Origin of the sequence: Anaerococcus sp. Marseille-P3625 (assembly GCF_900232825.1) — a bacterium.
Lineage (GTDB): Bacteria > Bacillota > Clostridia > Tissierellales > Peptoniphilaceae > Anaerococcus.
The window spans coordinates 1027772-1053053 of sequence record NZ_OCTP01000011.1; the positions used below are offsets into that span (position 1 = coordinate 1027772).

General features: G+C 30.4%; 25 protein-coding genes. 24 read left to right on the forward strand and 1 reads right to left on the reverse strand.

Annotated elements, in window-relative coordinates; translation table 11 throughout:
• Positions 1–158 precede the first annotated feature (158 nt).
• The 10 genes from CS884_RS10165 (at position 159) to recQ (ending at position 10031) form a co-directional block, all read left to right on the forward strand.
• On the forward strand, positions 159–809 hold the full coding sequence (locus CS884_RS10165; RefSeq protein ID WP_099321696.1) for a hypothetical protein: 651 nt from the start codon (positions 159–161) through the stop codon (positions 807–809).
• An 88-nt stretch (positions 810–897) separates the two neighbouring features.
• The gene (locus tag CS884_RS10170; RefSeq protein ID WP_099321697.1) at positions 898–2025 is read left to right on the forward strand and encodes a class I SAM-dependent RNA methyltransferase; all 1128 of its coding nucleotides are present in this window, start codon (positions 898–900) and stop codon (positions 2023–2025) included.
• 13 nt (positions 2026–2038) lie between these two features.
• Entirely contained in the window at positions 2039–3463 is a 1425-nt protein-coding gene (locus tag CS884_RS10175; protein ID WP_099321698.1) for a L,D-transpeptidase family protein, read from the forward strand.
• 8 nt (positions 3464–3471) lie between these two features.
• On the forward strand, positions 3472–4293 hold the full coding sequence (locus CS884_RS10180) for an energy-coupling factor transporter ATPase (protein ID WP_099321699.1): 822 nt from the start codon (positions 3472–3474) through the stop codon (positions 4291–4293).
• The gene (locus tag CS884_RS10185; RefSeq protein ID WP_099321700.1) at positions 4290–5147 is read left to right on the forward strand and encodes an energy-coupling factor transporter ATPase; all 858 of its coding nucleotides are present in this window, start codon (positions 4290–4292) and stop codon (positions 5145–5147) included. Before CS884_RS10180 ends, CS884_RS10185 begins: the two co-directional genes overlap by 4 nt.
• On the forward strand, positions 5140–5934 hold the full coding sequence (locus CS884_RS10190) for an energy-coupling factor transporter transmembrane protein EcfT (protein ID WP_099321701.1): 795 nt from the start codon (positions 5140–5142) through the stop codon (positions 5932–5934). Before CS884_RS10185 ends, CS884_RS10190 begins: the two co-directional genes overlap by 8 nt.
• Positions 5931–6674, forward strand: coding sequence for a tRNA pseudouridine(38-40) synthase TruA (gene truA / locus CS884_RS10195; RefSeq protein WP_099321702.1), 744 nt, complete (start codon positions 5931–5933; stop codon positions 6672–6674). Before CS884_RS10190 ends, truA begins: the two co-directional genes overlap by 4 nt.
• Positions 6667–7074 (forward strand): hypothetical protein, encoded by a 408-nt coding sequence (locus CS884_RS10200; RefSeq protein WP_099321703.1) that lies wholly within the window; start codon positions 6667–6669, stop codon positions 7072–7074. The genes truA and CS884_RS10200 overlap by 8 nt, the downstream gene beginning before the upstream one ends.
• A 3-nt stretch (positions 7075–7077) precedes the next feature.
• Positions 7078–8184, forward strand: a complete 1107-nt coding sequence (locus tag CS884_RS10205; protein WP_099321704.1) for a DUF4097 family beta strand repeat-containing protein — start codon at positions 7078–7080, stop codon at positions 8182–8184.
• 53 nt (positions 8185–8237) lie between these two features.
• On the forward strand, positions 8238–10031 hold the full coding sequence (recQ, locus tag CS884_RS10210; protein ID WP_099321705.1) for a DNA helicase RecQ: 1794 nt from the start codon (positions 8238–8240) through the stop codon (positions 10029–10031).
• A gap of 58 nt (positions 10032–10089) precedes the next feature.
• On the opposite strand, the gene asnA is transcribed toward recQ, so the two are convergent.
• Positions 10090–11100, reverse strand: coding sequence for an aspartate--ammonia ligase (gene asnA / locus CS884_RS10215; protein ID WP_099321706.1), 1011 nt, complete (start codon positions 11098–11100; stop codon positions 10090–10092).
• 195 nt (positions 11101–11295) lie between these two features.
• Between asnA and CS884_RS10220 the strand changes: the two genes are divergently transcribed.
• The 14 genes from CS884_RS10220 (at position 11296) to murJ (ending at position 25245) form a co-directional block, all read left to right on the forward strand.
• A complete protein-coding gene (locus CS884_RS10220) occupies positions 11296–12648 on the forward strand; it encodes a uracil-xanthine permease family protein (RefSeq protein ID WP_099321707.1) in 1353 nt (450 codons plus the stop codon).
• Between the two features lie 155 nt (positions 12649–12803).
• On the forward strand, positions 12804–13787 hold the full coding sequence (locus tag CS884_RS10225; protein WP_099321708.1) for a substrate-binding domain-containing protein: 984 nt from the start codon (positions 12804–12806) through the stop codon (positions 13785–13787).
• 3 nt (positions 13788–13790) lie between these two features.
• Positions 13791–14654, forward strand: a complete 864-nt coding sequence (gene pstC, locus CS884_RS10230) for a phosphate ABC transporter permease subunit PstC (RefSeq protein ID WP_099321709.1) — start codon at positions 13791–13793, stop codon at positions 14652–14654.
• A 17-nt stretch (positions 14655–14671) separates the two neighbouring features.
• Positions 14672–15472 (forward strand): phosphate ABC transporter permease PstA, encoded by an 801-nt coding sequence (gene pstA, locus CS884_RS10235; protein ID WP_099321710.1) that lies wholly within the window; start codon positions 14672–14674, stop codon positions 15470–15472.
• A gap of 20 nt (positions 15473–15492) precedes the next feature.
• Positions 15493–16356: a phosphate ABC transporter ATP-binding protein PstB gene (gene pstB, locus CS884_RS10240; RefSeq protein WP_099321711.1), complete on the forward strand. Its 864-nt coding sequence runs from the start codon at positions 15493–15495 to the stop codon at positions 16354–16356.
• Between the two features lie 4 nt (positions 16357–16360).
• Positions 16361–16978 (forward strand): PhoU domain-containing protein, encoded by a 618-nt coding sequence (locus tag CS884_RS10245; RefSeq protein ID WP_099321712.1) that lies wholly within the window; start codon positions 16361–16363, stop codon positions 16976–16978.
• On the forward strand, positions 16979–17638 hold the full coding sequence (locus CS884_RS10250) for a response regulator transcription factor (RefSeq protein WP_099321713.1): 660 nt from the start codon (positions 16979–16981) through the stop codon (positions 17636–17638). It abuts the gene before it with no gap.
• Positions 17635–19284 carry a cell wall metabolism sensor histidine kinase WalK gene (locus tag CS884_RS10255; RefSeq protein ID WP_099321714.1) on the forward strand — a complete coding sequence of 550 codons (1650 nt, stop codon included), beginning with the start codon at positions 17635–17637 and terminating at the stop codon, positions 19282–19284. Before CS884_RS10250 ends, CS884_RS10255 begins: the two co-directional genes overlap by 4 nt.
• Before the next feature lie 81 nt (positions 19285–19365).
• Positions 19366–19656, forward strand: a complete 291-nt coding sequence (locus tag CS884_RS10260; protein WP_099321715.1) for a hypothetical protein — start codon at positions 19366–19368, stop codon at positions 19654–19656.
• An 11-nt stretch (positions 19657–19667) separates the two neighbouring features.
• Positions 19668–21197 carry a 4Fe-4S dicluster domain-containing protein gene (locus CS884_RS10265; protein WP_099321716.1) on the forward strand — a complete coding sequence of 510 codons (1530 nt, stop codon included), beginning with the start codon at positions 19668–19670 and terminating at the stop codon, positions 21195–21197.
• 31 nt (positions 21198–21228) lie between these two features.
• On the forward strand, positions 21229–22317 hold the full coding sequence (locus CS884_RS10270; RefSeq protein WP_180753329.1) for an ABC transporter substrate-binding protein: 1089 nt from the start codon (positions 21229–21231) through the stop codon (positions 22315–22317).
• Positions 22295–23038: an ABC transporter permease gene (locus CS884_RS10275; RefSeq protein WP_099321718.1), complete on the forward strand. Its 744-nt coding sequence runs from the start codon at positions 22295–22297 to the stop codon at positions 23036–23038. Before CS884_RS10270 ends, CS884_RS10275 begins: the two co-directional genes overlap by 23 nt.
• Positions 23031–23591: an ATP-binding cassette domain-containing protein gene (locus CS884_RS10280; RefSeq protein ID WP_099321719.1), complete on the forward strand. Its 561-nt coding sequence runs from the start codon at positions 23031–23033 to the stop codon at positions 23589–23591. Before CS884_RS10275 ends, CS884_RS10280 begins: the two co-directional genes overlap by 8 nt.
• Positions 23592–23652: 61 nt before the next feature.
• Complete coding sequence (gene murJ, locus CS884_RS10285) at positions 23653–25245, forward strand: murein biosynthesis integral membrane protein MurJ (protein WP_099321720.1); 1593 nt, start codon at positions 23653–23655, stop codon at positions 25243–25245.
• The last annotated feature ends 37 nt before the right edge of the window (positions 25246–25282 follow it).

Here is a 25282-nt window from a genome sequence, read left to right on the forward strand (position 1 = left end):
ACTTTAGTAATTTCATTATATAATGATAGCCATCTAAATGCAATAGCAAACACTTAGATTTATATCTAACTAATCTCAAATTCTAAAAGCAAGTGCCTTAAAGCTCTTGTAAATCTAATAATAAAAGATTTATAATAAGAAAAAAAGGAGAATTTGCCATGTTTCTTAGTAAAAATTTATCAAATAAAATAGAAAAAATATCAAAATTATTTTTTGTTTTAGTTTTTATCTTTTCCTTATCATCTTGTGATGATCAAGCTGTGAAATTTACAAAAATTGAAGAAAAAGAAGATTCTTTAGAAGATAACAACATCTGTAAGTTAAGAATGGGCGATGAAAATTTAGAAGATGAAGAAGTTGTTTTTTCCCAGACTCCAGTTACCTACAAGATCAATAATCTACAAAAAGACAGCATATTAGAATTAAGTTTAAATGCTTTTAAGGATGGAAAAGTCGAAAATTTATTTATTATTAATCTAGATATTTCAAATTCTGACATATTGAATTTTGATTTTACAAACAGGAAACTAGATATTTATAAGATAAAAACTGGAAGAGATATCAAAATTTGTGATTGCCTTTATACAAGCTCTGTAAATCCTAAAACAGCATCCACCATTAATTGGGCTGAAGATTTTTCTTTAGACTATGATAAGGAACAACTTTTATTTACTTATCTTACAACAGATAATAAAAGTCTTTCTGGCATAAATCTTAAAGATGGAACTATGGAAGAATATTTAAAAGAAAATCCTGGTGTAGATGGAATTTATTTAAAAATTGCACTTAGAGAAGCAAATAAAAACTAATTTTAATCTCTTTTGTAAAATTATTTTAAATATCAAAAAGATTAGTAAATTCGGGTGAAATATTTGAATTTACTGTTATAATATACTTATGACTAAATTTATTATTACAACAAGTTTTGGCCTAGAATCTTTGGTTAAATGGCAACTAAAGGATATGGGCTATGATGATTTTATTGTTGAAGATGGAAAGATAATTCTTAATGCAGCTTTGGAGGATGTTTGCAAACTTAATTTGTATCTAAGGGAAGCTGATAGAGTTTTTTTGCAAATAAAATCTTTTAAGGCTTTAGATTTTGATGAGCTCTTTGAAAATGTAAAGGCAATAGATTTTGCTGATTTCTTAGATAAGGATGATAATTTTATAGTAAATGCGAGAAGCTATAAATCCAAGCTTTTTTCCATAAGAACAATTCAATCTGTAACAGAAAAAGCCATTGTAGAATCCTTAAAAAGAAAATATAAGATTAATCTTTTCAAGAAAAGTGGACCTAGAGTTTTATTTGAAATTATGATAGATAAGGATATGGTAAGCCTTGCAATTGATACTTCTGGAGATGGTCTTCACAAAAGAGGCTACAGAGAAGGTACAGTAAAAGCTCCTCTTCGTGAGAACTTAGCGGCAGGGCTTGTTGATTTGTCTTTTTACAAGGCTGATAGATTTTTATTTGATGGATTTTGTGGATCAGGAACTATACTTATAGAAGCTGCAAGAAAGGCTAGAAATATAGCAAGTGGCTTGGATAGGTCTTTTGATTTTGAAAATTTCAAATTTATCGATCCGAAATTTATGAAAGAAGCCAAAAAAGAAGCCTTAGAAGCTATTGATTATAAGGCAAAATTAAATATCTTGGGTTCTGATATTTCTGGAAAAGCCATAAGCCTAGCTAAGCAAAATGCTATTAATGCAGGTGTTGGCGAGGATATTTCTTTTATAACAAGAGACATAAAAAATGTAGCCCTAAAAGATGATTATGGAATTATGATTTCAAATCCTCCCTATGGGGAAAGACTATCTTTGATGGATACAAAGGAAATTTATCAGAAAATCAACGATGAGTTTAGTAATTTAAAGACTTGGTCTTTATATTTCATAACTAGCGATGAAAAATTCGACAAAACATTTAAAAGAAAATTATCAAAAAAACGTAAATTGTACAATGGTGGACAAAAGGTTGATTTTTACCAATATTTTGGTGAAAAACCTAAAGTAAAATAATTTGGAGGCAAACTTGACTTCTTCTAATGACAGTAAGAATAAAAACACAATAAGAATAGTTACACTGATAATAGTTTTATTATTAGCTATATATTTAATAGGAGCAGCTATATTTACCAACATAGCTTTACCAAATACCTTTTTAAATGGTAGAGACATTTCCTATGCATCTAAAGCTAGTGCCTTGGGAAATGTACCTAATGACTTTCACTTAAATATCAAAGGTAGAGATGATAGGTCTTTACAAATAAAACCAGAAGATATAGATTATAAGATTGAATTACCAAAAAATGCAAAATTAGATCAAAATCCATTTTATTGGCCAATGTCTTATATAATTGGCAGAAAAGAAGTATTTGATTTTGAAATTAAAAGTTTTTATAATAGTGAAAAACTTGATAAAATCATCAAAGATTCTTCTTTAATGAATGGAATCACAGAACCAGAAAATGCCAAGCTTGAAATCAAAGATAAGACCTATGAAATAAAAAAAGAGGTAGAGGGTAATAAAATCTATAAGGATAAATTAGAAAAGGCCATTATTGACGGGATTAATACTGGCAAAAAAGATATTACTCTAGATGATAGCTTTTACTATGCCCCAAAAATTAGATCTAATTCCAAAAAAATAAAAGATATTTTAGCTGATATAGAAAAATTAGTAAATATGACTATAAAATTTAATTTCAATGGCTTTGATTTGAAATTGGCAGGCAATTCATTAATTGATGTGATGGATTTTACCGATAATGGTTATGAACTTAACTACGATAAAGTTTTAGAATATGTGAAATATTTAGCAGATCAAACTAATACCTATGGCAAAAATAGAACTTTTAATGCCACAGGAATTGGCCAAATTACCGTAGGACCTGGAGTTTATGGTTTTAAATTAAATATTGAAGCTATGATTGATAAAATTTACCAACAAGTAAATAAAAGAGAAAGTGGAGAAATTGAGCCTGTTTATAGTAAGGCTGGATTAACTCGTACATCTACCGGTGGAGATATAGGAGATACCTATATAGAAGTAGACTTATCTCGTCAATATTTGTGGTTTTACAAAAATGGTCAAGTTATCTTAGAATCTAACATTGTTTCAGGCATTCCTAAAGGAAATTGGGCTACAAACAAAGGCGTGGGTGCAATTTTGGAGAAAAACCACAAAGTTACTCTAAAGGGAATAAATTTTGATAGAGAAAGCAAATACGAAACCCCAGTAAACTATTGGATGCCAATTGGTTGGGACGGAGAAGGCTTCCACGATGCACCTTGGAGAGGAGCTTTTGGAGGAAATATTTATACCTACAGTGGTTCTCACGGATGTTTGAATCTTCCACCTAGTGTTGCGAAATTTATTTTTCAAAATGCAGATTTTATGACACCAGTTGTGGTATATGAATCATCAACAAATTATTCTCCAGCTATGCTTTATTAAGGGAAAAAATGATTAAGATAGAAAATTTAACTTATGCATATCCATCAAGTGATGAAGAAAATAAAAAATTTGCCCTTGATGGATTAAATATAGATATAAATAAGGGTGAATTTGTGGCAATCTTAGGCCACAATGGATCAGGAAAATCAACTTTGGGAAAATTAATCAACGCTCAAATTGTACCAACATCTGGAGATATTTACGTTGATGGGATTAATGCCAAAGATCACGACAAGATATGGGATGTAAGAAAAAAATGTTCCATGGTTTTTCAAAATCCTGATAACCAGATGGTTGCGACAACTGTTGAAGAAGAAGTTGCTTTTGGAGTTGAAAATCTAAAAATTCCTAATCCAGAGCTTAGAAATCGTGTAGACAGTGCACTTAAACAAGTTGGAATGATAGATTATAAAAAAAGAAGTCCAGCCACACTTTCCGGCGGACAAAAACAAAGAGTTTCAATAGCTGGAGTAATAGCCATGCTATCTGACTATATAGTTTTTGACGAACCGACGGCAATGCTTGACCCACAAGGTCGAAAAGATGTTATAAAATTAGTAGAAGATCTAAATAAGAATTATGGTAAAACAATAATTTATATAACTCATTATATGGAAGAAGCGATAATCGCAGATAAGATAATAGTTTTAGATAAGGGCAAAAAAGCCTTAGAGGGAAGTGCCAAAGAAGTATTTAGTCAAGTAAAACGCATGAAAGATTTGGGTTTGTCAGTTCCTCAAGTTACAGAAGTTGCTTATGAATTAAGACTAAGAGGGGTAGATTTTAAACATCTACCTCTTAATATTGAGGAGTTTTTGCAAAGCATATGAATATAGAAATTAAAAATGTAGATTATATTTATAATCAAGGCTCTCCTGGAGAAGTTTACGCTCTAAAAAATATCAATCTAAATATAAAAAGCCATGAAATCATAGGCTTGATAGGTCAAACAGGATCTGGAAAATCAACCCTAGTCCAACTACTAAATGGACTATTAATTCCAACAAATGGCGAGGTTATTGTTGATGGTATATCCACCAAAGATAAGGAAAAAAGACGCGATATAAGATTTAAGGTAGGCCTTGTATTTCAATATCCAGAACATCAACTATTTGAGGAAACAATAGAAAAAGACATAGGCTTTGGTCCTAAAAATATGAAACTTTCGGAAGATGAAATTCAAAAAAGAGTTGAACTTGCCATGAATAAAGTTGGTCTTAACTATGAGAAGTATAAGGATATTTCTCCATTTGAAATTTCTGGCGGTCAACAAAGAAGGGTAGCTCTTGCAGGAATTATTTCTATGAATCCAAAAGTTCTTGTCCTAGATGAACTAACAGCAGGTCTTGATCCGGTTGGACGTAAGGAAATATTTGCTGAAATTATGAATATTTACAACAATGACCCAGAACTTACCATAGTCTTGGTTAGCCACTCTATGGAAGATGTGGCAAATTACGTGGACAGGGTAATTGTTTTAAACAAGGGAGAACTTTATAGCGATAATTCAACCTACGATACCTTCAATAAAGTAGATCTTGAAAAAATTGGCTTAGATATACCACAAATTGCAAAATTTATGAGAGCTTATAAAAAAAAGGGTCATGAAATAGCAGATGATATTTACACAATCGACGATGCAGTAGAAGAATTGTCCAGATATTTGGGAGTTAAAAATGAATAAAATTAGCATTGGTCAATATTTACCCTATGATACCTTTATTCATAGATTAGATCCCAGGGTAAAAATTATAGGCGTATTCGCCTTTATTATAACAATATTTTTTGTAGATAATTTAATAAACTTCATTCCATTCGTAATACTTGTAGGCCTGATGGTTCACATTGGAAAAATTCCTATAAAAAGTGTAGTAAAATCTTTAAAACCTTTGATTTTTATTATAGTAATTACCGCTGTAATAAATTTATTTACAACACCAGGAAATGTTTTATTAAAAGTTGGGCCATTAAATATCACAGATGAGGGGATATATAGAACTGCTTTTACTATGCTAAGACTTATTCTAATTATAATTTCCACATCGATCTTAACCTATACGACAAGTCCAATGGAGTTAACTTATGGTTTGGAAAAATTATTTTCGCCTTTGAAACGCTTTGGCTTTCCAGCAGGAGAGCTAGCTATGATGATTTCTATATCTTTAAGATTTATACCAACTCTTTTTGATGAAGCTAACAAAATCAAAATGGCGCAAATGGCAAGAGGCGCTGATTTTGAATCTGGAAATATAATAAATAGGGCAGTATCTATGGTTCCTCTTTTGGTTCCTTTGTTTCTAAATTCTTTTAACAGATCTGATGAATTGGCAACTGCCATGGAAGCAAGACTTTATAGAATTGGTGAAGAAAGAACTAAGCTTAATGAAATATTTATGGAAAAAACTGATTATTTGACTTTATTCTTGTTTTTAGGATTTTGTCTTGTAATTATTATTTTAAGATATATATGATAAAAAATATTTTGCTAGAAATAGCCTATGATGGGAGCAATTTTCACGGCTATCAATCACAAAATGACCATAGAAATGTAGAAGACGAACTAAAAAAAGCAATCCATAAGGTAACAGGTGAAAACAATAGAATAATAGCAGCTGGAAGAACTGACAAAGGAGTTCACGCTTTTTGCCAATATGTAAATTTTCTAACTGCAAGTAAGATAAATCCATCTTCTTTTAATTTTCATTTAGATCCCTATCTACCAGATGATATACTTGCAATTTCTGCTAAAGAAGTTGATTTAAATTTTCATGCAAGATTTTCTGCAAAAGATAAGACTTACAAGTATGTTATATGTAGGGATAAAATTATGCACCCAGTATATAGAAATTATATGGAGCAAATAACCTACAAACTTGATTTAGAAAAAATTAAAGATGGTCTTGAAATTATAAAAGGAGAACACGATTTTAAGGCTTTTATGAGAGTTGATAAGGATTTAGAAATAAATACAATAAGAACTATCGATGATTGCTATTTAGAAGAAGAAGGATCGAAATTAATATTTTATTTTAGGGCCAATAGTTTTTTACACAATCAAGTGAGGATAATGGCAGGAAGCCTAATAGAGCTTGGAAGATCAAGGATTAGCCTTGATGAATTTAAGGAATATTTTCTGCCGACAAACAAAAAAAGAGCAAATCCTACTTTAAGTCCAAATGGACTTTATCTTTGGAGTATAAATTATGAGTGAGACCAGTGAAAATAAGGGCAATTTACTAAGCGAAATGAAGGCGATTTTGCTAATGTTTTCGGCGATTTCCTTATATTTTTTCTCTAAGGGGTCAAATATTCTTATTTTGACTGGTTTTGTAAGTCTTGTAATATTTCTTTTATCAATTTATATTAGAAAAGAAAAGTTAAAGCTTGCAAAAACTATATTTTATTTAGGACTTGCATTTTTTAATATCGCATCAATAGGATTTTTATTAGAAAAATACATATTTAAGAGAAAAATAAGCCAAATTTATACTTATATATACAAAGTTTTTATCACAAATGATAAAATTAATGAAAGATATATAATTTGGATTTTTTCCCTAACAAGTTTTTTAATGATTATGGAATATCAAGCCAGAAAAGCCCAGAGGTAAGTTATGGAAGATAATAAAAATAAAGAAATAATAGATGAAAATTTAGAAAATAATGACGAAGAAAAAATAAGAGTTCAAGCAAAAAATTATAAAAAATTTTTTAGCGGAAGAAAAAAGAAAAATATTGCAATACTTGTGATTGTCGCAATTATCGCAATAGTTGGACTATTTTATTTTAATAAGCATGAAGCAGCAAAAAACAATAATCCTGCAACAAGCAAAATAATAGATGAAAATTCTTATAATGGTTCAAATATTATGAGAGTTGATTTAAGTCAGATTAAAAAAATTAATATCGATCTAAAAACTGCCGATTTAAGAATACAAAAATCAACAACAAATCCTTATGTGGAATACACTCACCTTTACAGAGGAGATGAAAACCAATACACTCTTGATGTTTCTTATGAAAAGGGAGAATTAAAACTTAAAAGCAATATCGTCGGCAAAGAACTTAATATGAAAAACAAAACTCAAATAGTTCGTATTTTCTTACCATCTGATAAGGCAATTGATGAAATCAAAGCAAATATTGGAGCTGGAGATGTAAAAATAACCGATCTTGAAGTTAGAGATTTGGATTTGAATGTAAAAAGTGGCAATATTAGTTTTGAAAATTCGTTTTTTGGCGGCAATGTATCTAACCAAGCAGGCGATATTAGCCTTGTTAAAACAGAATTGTTAAATACAAAACTTGCCACAAATGTTGGAGATATAATTATAGAAGATGGAAAACTTGGGCCAAGATCCGATTTTTCCACTCAAACTGGCAATATTATAATAAAATCAACTGATAGCCTTGATAATTACAATGTAAAAGCAAGTTTGGATATAGGTAATTTTATCTTTGGCAATGTTTCTTATAGAAATATAAAAGATGGGTTTACTAAGGATAATAAAGTTGAAAAAGATATTGCTCTAAAAACCAAGGTGGGAAATATTGTCTTTAACAAAGGCGAGGGAGCAATCTTGGAAAAAGAAGAATATATTACCAACAAACCAAAGAAAAAAGAAGAATCAAAATACGATTATATAAATGTCGAAGACGATGAAGAAAATCAAGATTCTAATGACTCTTTGACACCTTCAAATAATCAAGGCACAAATTAAAATGGAGAAGAAATAATTAGCTTCTAAGGAAGTTAATTATTTTTTTTAGCACTATGGAAAAAAACTTATTAAAAGAAAATTTAAAAAAATACTTTGGCTTTGACTCTTTTAGGTCTGGTCAAGAGGAAATAATAGAAAATATTTTGGCAAAAAGAGATGTCTTGGGAGTTTTGCCAACTGGAGGAGGCAAATCTATTTGCTATCAATTGCCGGCACTTATGATGAAAGGGACTGCACTTGTAATTTCACCCTTAATTTCGCTAATGAAAGATCAGGTTGACTCCCTTTGTCAAGATGGGATTAGGGCAAGCTATATAAATTCCAGCCAATCTTTTGACCAATATGTAAATAGCCTAAAAGAATTAGAAAATGGACAAATTAAAATTTTATATATTTCTCCAGAAAGATTAGAAAATGAATTTTTCAGAGAATTTATCAAAAAAATAAAAATTTCCTTTTTGGCAGTAGATGAAGCTCATTGCATAAGCCAATGGGGTCATGATTTTAGGCCTTCTTATAAATTAATACCAGAAATTTACGAATATTTGCCAAATATTCCCAAAGCTGCCTTTACTGCAACTGCGACAAAAGAAGTTAGAGATGACATTATCAACAATCTAAAATTAGCAGATCCTTTTGTAAAAGTTACAGGCTTTGATAGGGAAAATCTAAGATTTCTGGTAAAAAAACCCAAGGATAAATTAAGCTTTATCAAAGAATATTTAGAAAATCACAAAGATGATTCTGGGATAATTTATGCAGCAACAAGAAAAAAAGTAGATAGCCTTTATAAATTTATAAAAAATTTGGGTTTTGATGTAAGCAAATACCATGCAGGTTTAAGTGAAAAAACCAGGAACAAAAGCCAAGATGACTTTATTTTTGAAAGAAAAAAGATAATTGTTGCAACCAACGCCTTTGGCATGGGCATTGATAAGAGTAATGTTAGATATGTAATCCATTTTAATATGCCAAAAGATATAGAATCCTACTACCAAGAAGCAGGTAGAGCAGGTAGAGATGGGGAAGCTAGCGATTGTATTTTGCTTTATAATTCTCAAGATATAATTTTAAATAAATTTCTCATAAATCAAACAAATAATGCAAAATTTAAAAAATATCAGCTGGAAAAATTGCAAATTATTATAAATTATGTCAATACAACTTCTTGTCTAAGATCTTTTATTTTGGAATATTTTGGCGAGAAAGCCCCTAAAACTTGTAATAATTGCTCAAATTGCTTGGGAGATGTCGAAAAAATCGATGCAAGTATCGATAGCCAAAAAATTTTATCCACTATATATAGACTTGACCAAAGATATGGACAAAATACCATTATTGACTGTCTAAGAGGAAAAAATAACAAAAATTCAAGAGATAAAAATTTAAAAGCTATTTCTACTTTTGGACTTATGAAAGAAAGTTCTGACAAATATATCAAAGATCTAATAGGAGTTTTGGTAGCTGATGGATTTATAAAAGTTTCAGGGATGACTTATCCAATACTAAAACTTACAGAAAAATCCAAGGATATTTTATTTGATGGGGCTAAGATTTATATAAATAACGTAAAAGAAGATAGGCAAAAAGAAGAAAAAGCAAAAAATAATAATATGGATAAAATCTACGACGACAAACTTTTTATCCATCTAAAAAAAGTGAGGTTAGATCTTTCAAGAAAAAGAAATATCCCACCTTTTATCATTTTTTCTGACGCTTCACTAAAAGAAATGGCGACAATAAAGCCAAAAAATAAGGAAGAATTTCTAAGAGTAAAAGGAGTTGGAGATAAAAAATTAATCCAGTATGGTGATATATTTATAGAAGAAATACAAAATTTTGAGTAAATAAAATTAATGTTAAAAATGGCCAAGCACTGATAATGAAATGCTCAGCCATTTTATTTTACAACAAATATATACCCTTATTTGACAATAATTTCCTATCTTCATCTGGCCAATAGGAAACTTGAACTTCGCCTATATGAGCTTTTTGCAAGAAAAACATACAAATTCTTGATTGACCAATTCCTCCACCAATTGTAAGTGGAAGTTCGCCGTCTAATAGCATTCTGTGGTAATCGTATTTTAATCTTTCCAAATTCCCAGAAAGTTTTAGCTGTTCATTTAGCCTACTAGGATTTACTCTAATGCCCATGGAGGATAATTCTAATTGGTCATCTAAAACTTCATCATAGACGATAATATCTCCATTTAAAAGCCAATCGTCATAATCTGGAGCTCTATTATCGTGTTTTTCTCCGTTACTTAAAGTTGTTCCAATTTGCATAAGGAAGATTGCTCCAAATTCCTTAACGGCAAGCCTTTCTCTTTCTTCTGGAGTTTTGTCTGGATATCTTTGTAAGAGTTCTTCGCTTGTAATAAAAGTAATTTGATCTTTTAATAGTTTTCTTCTAGTAGGAACTAGGGTCGATAAATACTCATCTAAAGATTTTAGCGTTCTATAAATAATATTAACTATTTTTTTTAGAAACTCCTCATTTCTATCACTTTCGTCAATGATTAATTCCCAGTCCCATTGATCAACATAAAATGAGTGGGTATTATCGGGAATTTCACATCTTCTAATGGCGTTCATATCTGTATATAAACCTTCGTGCATCTTAAAATTGTAATTTTTAAGGGCATAGCGTTTCCATTTTGCAAGAGAATGGACTATTTCTAACTCTTGGTTATTGGCGTTTGGCAGATCAAAAATAACCGGACCTTCATAGCCATTTAAATTATCATTTAGTCCAGAATTGTGGGAAACAAACAAGGGAGCAGAAACTCTCTTTAAGTTTAAATTGTTTGCTAAATTTATTTGAAAATAATCTTTTATTTCTTTTATCAATAATTGTGTAGTATATAAATCCTTATCAGATTCATATCCTTTTGGAATTTTAATTCTTGTCATATAACCTCTTTAACTTTTATTTTACTAATAAATTATAATTTTATAATAGCTTATGTCAAGCTTTTGAAGAGAAAGCATAGAAAATAAGAAAATATTTTTTAAAATCCCAATAAAATTAAAAAATATTAATCCTACTTGTATTAAAATGATATCATAATTTCATTAAGAAATTAATATTTTATTTTAGGAGAGAAAATGGAAAAGTCTTATTCGAATTTATTTACTTATGATAAAGATGTCAGCTTAAAACAATCTTTACCACTTGCTTTTGAGCATTTGATAGCTATGATCGCAGGCTGTATTGCCCCAACTCTTATTTTTGCAGGAGCTGCAGGACTTGATAATAGCGATTCAATTTTGTTAGTTCAAATGTCTTTGATAGGATCAGCACTTACAACCCTACTTATTTTGTATGGGCCAATTAAGCTTGTTGGCAGCAAACTTCCTATGATTTATGGAGTTAGTTTTTCTTATGTGCCGACAATGATAGCTCTATCAGGGCAATTTCAAACTTTAGGACCTATAAATATTGTAGCAATTGTTCTTGGAGCTCAGCTTATTGCTTCAATTGTTTCTTTAGTTTTTGGTTATGCTCTAAAATATGTTTTGCCATATTTTCCACCACTTGTAGCTGGAACGGTCGTTTTATCAATTGGACTTTCTCTTTATCCAGTTGCCCTAAATTACATGGGCGGTGGTGGAGATCTAAGCATGGCTGGTTGGGGAGCTTGGCAATATTGGCTTATAGCTGCCGTTACTCTTTTGACTAATATTATTTTTACTCATTTTGGCAAAGGTATGATTTCTCTAGCATCTGTACTATTGTCAATGATAGTTGGTTATATTTTAGCGTTTTTTATGGGCTACGTAGATTTATCCCCTGTAGCAAATGCAGGATGGTTTTCAATTGCCAGTCCTCTACATTTTGGCATTAGATTTGAAGGATCTGCCATAGCTGCCTTTATAATTATTTTTATAGTTACTTGTATAGAGGGAATTGGTGATATGAATTCAACAACTGTAGGTGGAATGAATAGACCTGCAACAAGCGATGAACTACGTGGCGGAATAATTGGATTTTCTGTTGCAAATATTATTGGATCTTTCATAGGAACTTTGCCAACTGCAACTTTTTCACAAAATGCAGGAATTGTATCAATAAATAAAGTTATTAACAAAAAAGTCTTTATATCAGCATCAATAATGATTTTAATAGCAGGTCTTGTACCAAAATTTTCATCACTTTTACTTACAATTCCTTTCCCAGTTATAGGTGGAGCTACAATTTCTGTATTTGCAGCTATAACAATGAATGGAATTAGAATGATAACAAGCCAACCACTTTCTATGAGAAATACTTATATAGTAGGAGTTTCTGTTGCCATAGGCTTTGGTTTTACACAAGTAGTTACAGCAGCTCACAATGCAGGAGTAACTTTTATGCCACAATCCTTAGAAGTAGCAATAGGCTCATCACCAGTAGTTTTGACAACTATATTTGCATTTTTCATGAATCTATTAATTCCAGAAAAGGAAGAAGATAAGTAATTTCTACATGCCTAAGTCTAGAATAAAAAAAGATTAGATAATTATGTAAATGTAAAATTTTACATAAACTTTACAAAAGCTTTAATCAATTTATATATATGAATTGTAAACTACAATAAGAAAGAAAAAAATAAATCAAACTATAAGGAGATTTTATGAAAATCAAAAACTCAAAAATTATTGTAGCAGCACTTTCATTAGGATTGATTCTTAGTGCTTGTGGTAACAACGATGCTAAAACAGAAAATAAAGAAGAAAAACCAGCAACAGAATCAACAGATACTAAAGCTGAAGATGCAAAAACAGAAGATACAAAAACAGAAGATGCAAAAACAGAAGATACAGCTAACGCAGAAGATTATGATTTTGCAGTAGTATCAAGAGAAGAAGGCTCAGGAACAAGAGGAGCTTTCATCGAATTAGTTGGTCTTGAAGAAAAGAAAGATGATGGAAGCAAAGAAGATCATACAACAGTTGATGCTATAGTACAAAATTCAACAAATGGTGTTATGACAGCAGTAGCTCAAGACCCAAAAGCAATAGGTTATATTTCTTTAGGTTCACTAAATGATACAATTAAAGCTGTTAAAGTTGAAGGCGTTGAAGCAACAGAAGAAAACATTGTAAAAGGTGATTACAAAATTTCTAGACCATTTAACCTTGCTTACAAAGAAGATAAGATTGATGATTTGGCAAAAGATTTCTTAGCATATTGCATGTCTACTGAAGCTCAAAAAATCGTAACAGATGAAGGATATATAGCAATTAAGGATGCTAAAGAATATAGCAAAACTGAAGGACTAAAAGGAACACTAACAGTAGCTGGTTCTACATCAGTAACTCCTTTAATGGAAAAATTCAAAGAAGCTTATGAAGCACTAAATCCAGATGTAACAATAGAAATTCAATCTAACGGTTCTTCTGCAGGTATTGAAGCTTGTATAGATGATGTAGCTCAAATTGCTATGGCAAGTAGAGAATTAAAAGATGAAGAAAAAGAACAACTTAAAGCAGAAGTAATTGCTACAGATGGTATAGCAGTTGTTGTTAACAAAGAAAGCAAAGTCGAGGATCTAACAATGGATCAATTAAAACAAATCTTTGCTGGAGAAATTAAAAATACTGGAGAATTAAAATAAAAAATGAAAAGTTTTAAGGAAAGATTTGGAGAAATCTTATTCCTTATATCAGCAGCAATGTCCGTAGTACTTATTGCCTTGATCATATTCTTCATCTTTAGAGCAGGATTTGGTTTTATAAGTAAATACGGACTTGTTCCGTTTATAACAGGAGATAAATGGGCTCCTATAGCAAAGCCTGCAAGTTTTGGAATTTTGCCAATGATTGTAGGATCAATTATTGTAACAGTAGTATCAACCATCATAGCATTGCCTTTTGGCTTGGCTGTTTCAATATTTATGGCTTATTATGCTGATAAAAGTTATAAGTTTCTCAAAGCATTAGTAAATTTATTAGCGGCAATACCATCAGTAGTTTATGGATTTTTTGCTATGGTAGTATTAGCACCAATCGTTAGTAATGGTTTGCATATTAAAGATCAATACAATATGTTTACAGCTTCATTATTACTTAGCATAATGATCTTACCTACTATGGTAAATATATCAGAAAACTCTCTTCGTCAAGTACCAAAATCTTTTTATCATGGATCATTGGCCTTGGGAGCAACAAAAGAAGAAACCATCCATCACGTTATGGTACCTTATGCAAAAAGTGGAATTTTCTCATCAATAATTCTTGCCATAGGACGAGCTATAGGTGAAACAATGGCAGTATATTTAGTAGTTGGTAACCAACCAAGAATGCCTCTTTCAATCTTTCAAGGAGCTAGAACACTTACAACAAATATAGTCCTTGAAATGGGCTACGCATCAGGAATGCACAGACAATCCCTAATAGCAACTGGTATGGTTCTATTCTTCTTTATATTATTGATTAATATTATCTTTAATATCATAAGAGATAGAAGCAATAAAAAATTATAATTAGACTAGGAGTATTTATGACAAAAGCTTATAAATTTTTTGTGTGGATTTTCACAATATTGGCATATACTTTTGCTGGGATAATTATAATTTATATCTTATTTGAAGGTATACCGAATATTTCACCTTCTATTTTTGAATGGAAATATACATCTACCAATGTTTCGGTAATGCCAGCATTAATATCAACCTTGTTTACAATTATATTAACTTTGCTAATAACTTTGCCTATAGGTATTTTTACAGCAATTTATCTATCTAACTATGCAAAAAATAAAATTTTTATAAAGGCAATTAGATTTGCAACCGAGATCTTATCTTCTATACCATCTATTGTATATGGACTATTTGGTTATTTATTCTTTGTAAAAACTCTTAGTTTAAATTATTCACTAATAGCTGGTTGTTTAACTTTGGCGATAATGATTTTGCCTACTATTATTAGAACGACAGAAGAAGCAATATTAACAGTTAATCCTTTGCAAGCACACGCCTCCCTAGCTTTAGGAGCAACTAAGATTCAAACAATATTTAAAGTTGTAATACCAGAAGCAATGGATGGAATTTTAGGTGGTATATTTCTATCTACCGGTAGAATTGTTGGAGAATCTGCAGCCCTAATTTATACCATGGGCAGCGAACCTTCCATACCAAAGACAATAGGAAACTCTGCAAGAACACTAGCTGTACACATGTTTATGCTTTCTTCAGAAGGATTTCATGTAAATGAAGCTTATGCTACAGCGGTATTACTATTGGTATTTGTTATTCTAATTAACTGGATATCTAGTAAAATAACCAAGTCTTTAGTAAAATAGAAAATGATATAGGAGATAAAATGGAAAATAAAACTTTGAATACATCGACAGCAAACGTTGTTGATCAAACAAGTGAAAACAATAAAAAATCAGTCCATACTTTAGATAGGAAAAATGAGTTTTCAGATCTTGAAACTTCAATATTAGTAAAAGATTTAGATTTATACTATGGTAATTTCCAAGCACTAAAGAAAGTAAATATGGATATAAAAAAAGGTCAAGTAACAGCCTTTATAGGACCATCAGGATGTGGTAAATCAACAACTTTAAAATGTTTTAATAGGATGAATGATCTTGTTGATGATTGCAAAATTGAAGGTCTTATAGAAATTAACGGCAATGATATATACAAAAAAGATGTCAATGTAGTTAAACTTCGTAGAAATGTGGGAATGGTTTTTCAATCTCCAAACCCTTTTTCAAAATCAGTCTATGATAACTTAACTTATGGACCAAAGCTTGATGGGATAAAGGATAAAGATACTTTAGATGAAATTGTTGAAACTTCCCTAAAGCAAGCATCTATTTGGGATGAAGTAAAAGATAAGTTAGATCAAAATGCCCTATCTTTTTCAGGTGGTCAACAACAAAGAATTTGCATAGCAAGAACTCTTTCTGTAAAACCACAAATCATACTAATGGATGAGCCAACTTCCGCCCTAGATCCTATATCTACAGCTGCAATTGAAGATTTGATGGATAGTCTAAAAAGCAATTATACCATAGTTATAGTAACCCATAATATGCAACAAGCAGCTCGTATTTCTGATCAAACTGCATTTTTCTTAACTGGAGAAGTTATTGAAATGGATGCAACAAAAAAGATTTTTGAAGATCCAAGAGATAAAAGAACTGAAGATTACATTACAGGAAGGTTTGGTTGATACTATGAGAAATAGATATAATAACGATTTAAATTCATTAAAAGATATGGATAAGGAGCTAATGGAGCTAATTATCCTATGCTATGACAAAATTGATCTATATTTGGAAAATAATAATAATAGAAATCTTAAAGAAGTTGTCGATCTGGATAATGATATAACCATGAATGCTTCCGAAATAGAAAGATTTTGCTTTGAATTACTAGCCTTACAACAACCAGTTGCAAGTGATTTAAGATTTTTACAAATGAGTATAAAACTTGCCAGCACCTACAAGAGAATGGCAAGTCACCTTTCCCAAGCTTCCAATATTATGTTAGAATATAAACTTGATGACAAAGAAGAAGATTTTATTAAAAGATTCTTAGCCAATCAAAAGAAAATGGCAAAAGATTCAATAACAAGTTTTGTTACTATAGACAATGATTTGGCCTTAAAATCCATGGAAGATGATGAAATTAACAATCATTTGTTTGTAGAAGCTATAAATTATATAGCACAATTAAATAAGCAAAACTCAATTGATGCGATTGAATTATCTGAGAAAGTCTTATTGTATAAATATTTTGAAAGACTAGGAGATCGCTTGGCAAGAGTTGGAGATTTGGCAACGAGGTTATAAATGATATATGTAGTAGAGGATGATAAGTCAATTAGAAATCTTATAGAATACGCATTAAGCGAAAAATCTTACCAGGTAAAAACTTTTGCTGATGGTCTAGATATAGTTGATGTTGTAAGAGAAAATGCTGGTGAGCTTATTATTCTTGATATAATGCTTCCTGGTAAAGATGGAATTGAAATTCTAAATGAAATTAGAGAATTTTCTGATATTCCAATAATTCTATTAACTGCAAGAACCGATGAATTTGATAAGGTAATGGGCTTAGAATCTGGTGCTGATGATTATATAACCAAGCCATTTTCAATTCTTGAACTCTTATCAAGGGTAAAGGCAATTTTAAGACGTTCAAGTAAAAAAGATACTGACCATATTAGGTACAACAATATAAGTCTAAATACCAAAAAAAGAACCGTAAAAGTTGACGGCGAATTGATAGATTTAACATACAAAGAATTTGAAATGCTCTTGTTTTTAATGAATAATATCGGTAATGTAATAACAAGAGAAGATTTTTTATTAAAAATCTGGGGTTATGATTACGAAGGTGAGACAAGAACAGTCGATGTTCATATAGCATCTTTAAGAAGCAAATTATTAGATGCTGGAAAATTAATCAAGACGATTAGAAATTTAGGCTACAAATTTGGAGAAATATGAAAAATCTAGCAAGTAAAAAAATGAAAACTCTTTTGATAGTAACACTCTTGTTTTCATTTTTAATTAGCAGTTTTTTTCAAGTAAAAAATAAAAAAGATGCTCAAAGTAATTTTTGTGAAAATACTTTGAGTTTTCTTTTACCTAGAGAAACTAGTGCTGATTTTATATCAACTTTAGAACAATTTAATAATACGTCAAAGATCTATAAATTAGTTTATGTAAACGAAAACAAAGATATTTACTATAATCCTGAGAAATTAAATATGGGGAGGATTGTAAATAATTTTGAGGCAAAAAAAGAAGAATCTCCATACCAAAAACTAAAAACAAATCAAGGTTTTTTGACATATAGGCTTACTTATACAGGTAAAAACGAGGGCATATTAGCAATTACAAGAGTTTATAATTTAAGCTTTTATTTTTCTTTACCAATATTTTTATGTTTTCTATTCCTTGGATTTGTAATGTTTATTTATATCGACGATACGATTGATAGCGATATAGATAATTATTTTGATGGTCTTAAAATCTATAATATTAGGGAAAATATTGATGATAAAAAATATATGGATCTTGTAGATATATTTAACCCTTACATTCAAAGAATTGATGATTTGAAAGAAGAAAAATCAAGTCTTTACGAAAGACTAACTGGTTTTATAAGTATCACTAGCAATATGAAAGAGGGTTTTATTCTTTTTGATGATTTGGGGAATATTGAACTAATAAATGATTCTGCAAAAAAATATTTGTCTGTTGATAAAAATGTAAAACTTTATGATCTTATAGATGATAGAGAATATGTCTTAGCCTTAAAAGAGTCACTAATACTAAAAAGAAGTAAATATCTTGATATAAAAATAAATGGATATTATTTGCGTATTTATATAGATCCATTAATAAGTGCTAGAAAAAAATCTATATCTATGATAATTGTTGACAATAGCAAGGATAAGATAGCAGAACAAATGCGTAGAGAATTTTCGGCAAATGTTAGTCATGAGCTAAAAAGTCCTTTAACATCTATAAATGGTTATGCAGAGCTTATAGGAAATGGCTTGGCAAAAGATGAAGATATAAGTAAATTTGCCAATATCATTTATGATGAGGGGAACAGGCTTTTACAAATAATAGATGATATATTAAAAATTTCAAAGCTTGATGAAGAAGATTTTGATAAAGATTATAAAGAAGTTGATATTTCAAAAGTTGTAACAGCAACAATAGAAAAATTTAAGAGCATAAGCAACAAAAAAAATATAGAAATAACAAATAATATAGATTCTTTTAGAATATTAACCTCAAAATATTTATTTTATGACCTAGTTTCAAATATTTATGAAAATGCCATAAAATATAACAAATTTGCAGGAAAAATAATAGTCGATTACAAACTAGAAGAAAATCACTATGATCTCATAATAGAAGATACGGGAATTGGAATTGAAGAAGCAGATACAGAAAGGATTTTTGAAAGATTCTTTGTCGTGGATAAATCCAGAAAAAGAAATCAAAAATCAACTGGTCTTGGCCTATCTATTGTAAAGCATATTTGCTTGCATTTAGGTTACCAAATAAGAATAAAATCTCAAATAAATAAGGGAAGTAAATTTATAATAGAGATTCCACTAAAAAAAGACAAGTAATATTTAGCCTATTAGCAAAAAATTATTTAATTGCTAGTGGGCTTTTTTTTTGATACAATTTAAGGAGAGAAGGAGGCGAAAATGAAAGTTACAATTTGTTCGTGTGCCAGATGCACTGCAGCAGGGAATGAATTTTTATACGATTCAGTTAATTTGGTAAAAGAAGATTTGAAAATTGCTTTTGAAATGGAAAATTTGGGGAATCCACCAGAAATTGACATAGAATACAAAAACATAATGAAAGAGTGTGAGAATCCAGAAAGATCTGCACCTTTTGCAAAAATCGACGATACATATTACAAAAAAGCAAAGCCTGAAGTTTTGATGGAACATATTTTTAACGAATGTAAGCCTAATGATGGGGAAAACTAAAGAGGTTAAAGATGAAAGAATCCTATATAGACATACTAAATATTAGAAGAATGGCTTTCGAGCATATAGCAAAAATTGCTTATGAAAATAGGCCTATAACAGATATTGCCCTAGAAGTTTATAATATCTTGCCAGGAGAATCTGCAACATATAGGGAAAATATTTTTAGAGAAAGAGCAGTAATGGGCGAAAGACTTAGAATGGGAATAGGTCTTGATGCAAGAACTGCTGATAAAACAGACGCTGTAACAGATGGACTTGATCAAATGGATGTAAATCAAAGAATTTATCATCCTCCTTTGGTAAGCGTAATAAAAATAGCTTGCGAAGCTTGTCCAGAAAACAGGGTGACAGTTACTGATCAATGTAAGGCATGTATAGGACATCCTTGCGTAAATGTTTGTCCAAAAAATGCTGTGACTTTCACCGCTAAAGGTTCAATTATAAATCAAGAAAAATGTATCAAGTGTGGCAAATGCGTAGATGCTTGTCCATATAATGCTATAAATCATCAAAAAAGACCTTGTGCTGAAAGCTGCGGAGTAAAAGCTATAAAATCTGATACACTTGGCAGAGCAGATATAGATGAAGAAAAATGTGTTGCTTGTGGTAGATGCATAAGCACTTGTCCTTTTGGTGCAATTTCAGATAAATCAGAAATATATCAACTAATAAAGGCAATTCAAGCAGATAAACACCTTTATGCAATTTTGGCGCCTTCTTTTGTAGGCCAATTTGGCGTAAATGTTAGCCCAGAACAAATAAAAGAAGCAATAAAACTTTTAGGTTTTAGAGATGTTATAGAAGTTGGTCTTGGAGCTGATTTAACAACAATGAACGAAGCTCATGAATATCTTGAAAAAGTACCAACTGGTCAATTTCCTTTTATGGGAACTAGCTGTTGTTTTTCATGGAAAATGATGGTTAGAAATCAATTCCCTGAAATAAATGAATATATATCAGAATCCTCAACTCCAATGATTTATACAGGTTTACAGCTAAAAAAACGCGATCCAGAATCAAAAGTAGTATTCATAGGTCCTTGTATTTCTAAAAAACTTGAAGCTTTAGAAAAAGAAGTGGCTGAAGTAATTGACTTTGTAATAACTTATGAAGAACTTTTAGGAATGTTTTTGGCAAAAGGCATAGAACCATCAGAAATAGAAATTTCTGATAAGATGATGGATGCATCAGAAACTGGAAGAGCTTATGCAGTAAGCGGTGGAGTTGCCGATGCTGTAGAAAAAAGAGCCAAAGAAATAAATCCAGATATCAAATTGGATATAGAAAAAGCTGAAGGCCTACATGAGTGTTTTAAGCTTGCACAAATGGCAAAATTTGGCAAAATGAACGGAAAATTAATAGAAGGAATGGCTTGTAGTGGTGGTTGTGTTGGTGGACCTGGAGTGGTTAGATCAGAAACAAAAACTGCCAAAGAAGTAAGAGCCTTTGCCAAAAAATCTGATTTCAAATCTCCTGCTGATAATATAAATATTCCAGAAGCTGATAGACCAGATGATAAAAAATTTCAAAAAAAATAAAAAAATAAGATAATTAAAGAAGGAGCCAAAAATGAAATTTAAAAATAAATCATTAATAATATTGCTATCCCTAGCTTTGATAGGATGTGCTAATCAAAATTCAAATAAAGCTGACCAAAGCAATAATGAAGTTAAACAAGAAGAAAGTAAAGAAGAAGAAAAAGTAGAGCAAAAAGAAACTGCCGATACTACTGAAGATAAAAAAGAAGAAAAGCCTGATAAACAAGCTAAGCAATATGATGTAAACCTTGCCATGCTTGCTGGTCCAACAAGTGCTGGTGCCATAAATATGGTAGAAGAATCCAAAAATGGTGAAGGGACTTTTAGCTTTAACGAATCAGTAGATGGAGCACCAGATGCAGTAATTCCAAAAATAGTTTCTGGAGAAGTTGACAGTGCAATAATTCCTCCAAATTTAGCAGCAGCTCTTTATAACAAAACCCAAGGCAAAATCAAAGTTTTAGCTATCAATAATCTTGGTGTTTTGTATATTGTAGAAAGTCCTGATATGAACATAAATAGCCTTGATGATTTAGTAAAAAGTGGCGAAACTTTATATGCATCAGCAAAAGGTGCAACTCCAGATATAGCAATACAGGAAGTTTTAAAAGCAAATGGCTATGGTGAAGATGATCTTAAGATAGAATTTTTATCTGAAGCTAGTGAAGTTGCCCAAAAAATGATAGCAAAAGAAGCTAAAGTGGCTTTGCTTCCAGAACCAATGGTTACAAAGGTATTGATGAAATTAGAAGGATCAAAAGTAGCAATTGATATAAATGATTTATATGAAAAAGCAACCGGTTCACCACTTATTTCTGCTGTATTAGTAGCAAGAAGTGAATATTTAGAAAATATAGATGCTGATAAATTCCTAGAAACCTACAAGGCTTCAATTGAAAAAGCAAATTCTGATGTGGAAGGCACAGCAAAATTACTAGGCAAATACGAGATAATGCCAGAAGAAGTTGCAAAAAATGCTTTGCCAAAGCTTGCTTTAAAATATATAGCAGGCGAAGAAATGAAAACTATGATGGAAAAACACTTAAAAGATTTATATGATTTTAATCCTAAATTAGTGGGTGGATCTTTACCAGAAGATGACTTCTATTACACAAAATAAGTTAAAAAAATTTATAATTCCAATTATTTGGATAATAATTTGGCAAATACTTGCTAGTTTGATCAACGAGGAGATACTCTTACCATCTCCTCTTCTTGTATTTAATAGATTTTTACAATTATTAAGAGAAAAAGAATTTTATATAAGTCTATTTAATTCGACAAGTAAAATCTTATTTGGATTTGTAATTTCAATAATAGGAGGAATTTTTCTAGCTTATTTTTCCTACAAAGTTAATTTTTTTTACGATTTTATAAATCCAATAATTAGAATTCTTAGGTCAACGCCGATAGCAAGTATAGTTTTGTTTCTACTTTTTTGGATAAACAAAAAATACTTATCAATTTATATTGGCTTTATAATGGCTATGCCAATTATTTTTCAAAATATCTATACTGGATTAAAAAGCATAGACAAAAGACTTTTGCAAATGGCTGATATATATCAAATAGGAGAGCTTAAAAGAATCAAATATATCTATAAAGTTAAAATAAAACCATTTTTATCATCAAGTCTAATAACCATATCGGGCTTAATATTTAAGGCTGGAGTTTCAGCTGAACTAATAGCCCTAACCGATAACTCCATAGGTAAAAATCTTTACAATTCAAAAATTTATTTGGATATGCCATCTTTATTTGCTTGGACAATTTCAATTATTCTTATAGCAATTTTTGTAGAAAAATTATTAAGACACTTTTTGGAGGCAAAAGATGATTGAATTTGTAAATATTAGCAAAAGTTACGATAAAAAAATCATCGAAAATCTTTCTTTTAAAATAAAGCAGGGCGAAAATTTTGGATTTTTTGGCAAATCTGGCATAGGAAAAACTACCATAATAAATATGATATTAGGAATTGTAAAACCAGATTCTGGGGAAATTTATAATGATTATAAAAGAATATCCGTAGTTTTTCAGGAAAATAGATTAGTAGATGAAATTTCTGCTATTGATAATCTAAAAATGCTTACAAATGATAAAAATTTGGCTATTGATGTTTTAGAAAAATTTGCTATAAAAGATTATGGACAAGTTGTCAAAAAATTAAGCGGAGGAACCCAAAGAAGGCTTAGCTTAGCAAGAGCCTTTCTTTACAAAGGAGAGATTTTGATCTTAGATGAGCCTTTTACAGGAATTGATGATACTAACAAAGCTAAAATCATTAAACTTTTTAAAGAAGACTTTAAGGGAAAATCTATAATTTTAGTTTCCCACAATAAAGATGATTTTAAAACCTTTGAAATTTTTGATAAAAATATAATTTTTTTGTAAAATGTTGTAAATGAGAAATTAATAGATATAATAAAAAGACAAAACAAAAAGTGAGGTTTTTATGGGTCAAACGACGTTTATGTTGATGTTTATAACAATTATTTCCAAAATATTTGGTTTTGTTAGAGAAGCTGTTATGGCATCATATATTGGGGCAGGAGATCTAAAATCAATATATACAACAGCCAATACCCTACCAGTAGTTGTGGCAAATTTCATAGCTGTCGGCATAATTTCAGGATTTATTCCCATTTACAATAGAGCAAAAAACGAAGCTGGTATAAAAGAAGCTGAGGAATTTACTTCAAATATTTTTAATATTTTGATGTTATTTGGCACGATTGCTGTGATAATTGGTATTATTTTCGCCAGACCTTTTGCAAAAATTCTTTCTCTTGATCTTAGCGGTCAATGGCTAGATCTTGCAACAGATTATACTAGAATAATGATGCTTGCAGTTTATGCTTATCTTTATTCCGCAGTTTTTAGGGGATACTTAAACATTAAGGGTGATTTCTTTAATCCAGCCATAACCGGTATTATAATGAACATCATAATAATTATTTTTACAGTCCTAACGGGGATTACTGGTGATTATTATTTGTTAATTATCGGTGGTTTATTGGGAAATGTTCTTCAATATATTTTCTTTCCAAGAGCAGCAAGAAAGAGTGGTTACAAGCACAAAAAGATAATCGATTTTTCAAATAAATATGTAAGATATTTGATGATTATTGCAATTCCTGTAATAATTTCATCAGCTGCTGGAGAAATTTCTATTATTGTAGATAATTCTATGGCGTCAGCTTTTTTTGGCAAAGCTTCTATAGCAAAAATATTTTATGCCAAAACCATGCTAACATTAATTACTGGAGTTATTACAGTTTCAATAACAACAGCTCTATTTCCAAAAATTGCCGAACTTGGTCAAGCTGGAAAAATTGAATCGATGAAAAAAACAATTTCATCAGCTGTTGTAACAACTATGCTTTTGGTAATTCCTGCAACTATTGGCATGATGGTTTTAGCAAATCCTATAATAGAATTGGTTTATCAAAGAAAAGCTTTTAGCGCAGAAGATACGATAGCAGTTGCAAGTCTTATGTTTTCTTACGCACCATTTGTAATTTTCCAATCTTTGACAGATGTTGTGGATAGGGGATTTTACTCAGTAGGAGATTCCAAAACTCCAGTAATAATAGTAGTAATTCAACAAGTTATAAATATAGCCTTAAACGTAATTTTGATACAATTTTTCGCTATTAACGGCTTAGCTTACGCAACAGTTATTTCAACCATAATTGGTTCAGCACTTATGATCTATAAATTTAGGGATAATTTTGGAAGTTTTAAATTTAAAACCACAGTAATTTCTATTTTTAAGATTAGTCTTGCAACTTTTGCCATGGCCTTTGTCGCAAATATAATGTATAACCTGCTTTCTCCGATTATGGTCCACGTTCTTGCAATCCTAATATCCATAGCTCTTGCAGCCTTGGTTTATGCAATAATAATTCTCCTTGCAAGAATTAACGAAGTTATGGATTTGATAAATGTAATTTACCATAAATATTTTAGAAAAAGAAAAGCTACTAAACATTTATATTCCAACAACAAATCTGCAAAAGCTCGAGAAAATAATAAAGAAAAATAAAAAGATGCTAGAAAATGAATTGACTTTTTCAAATTAG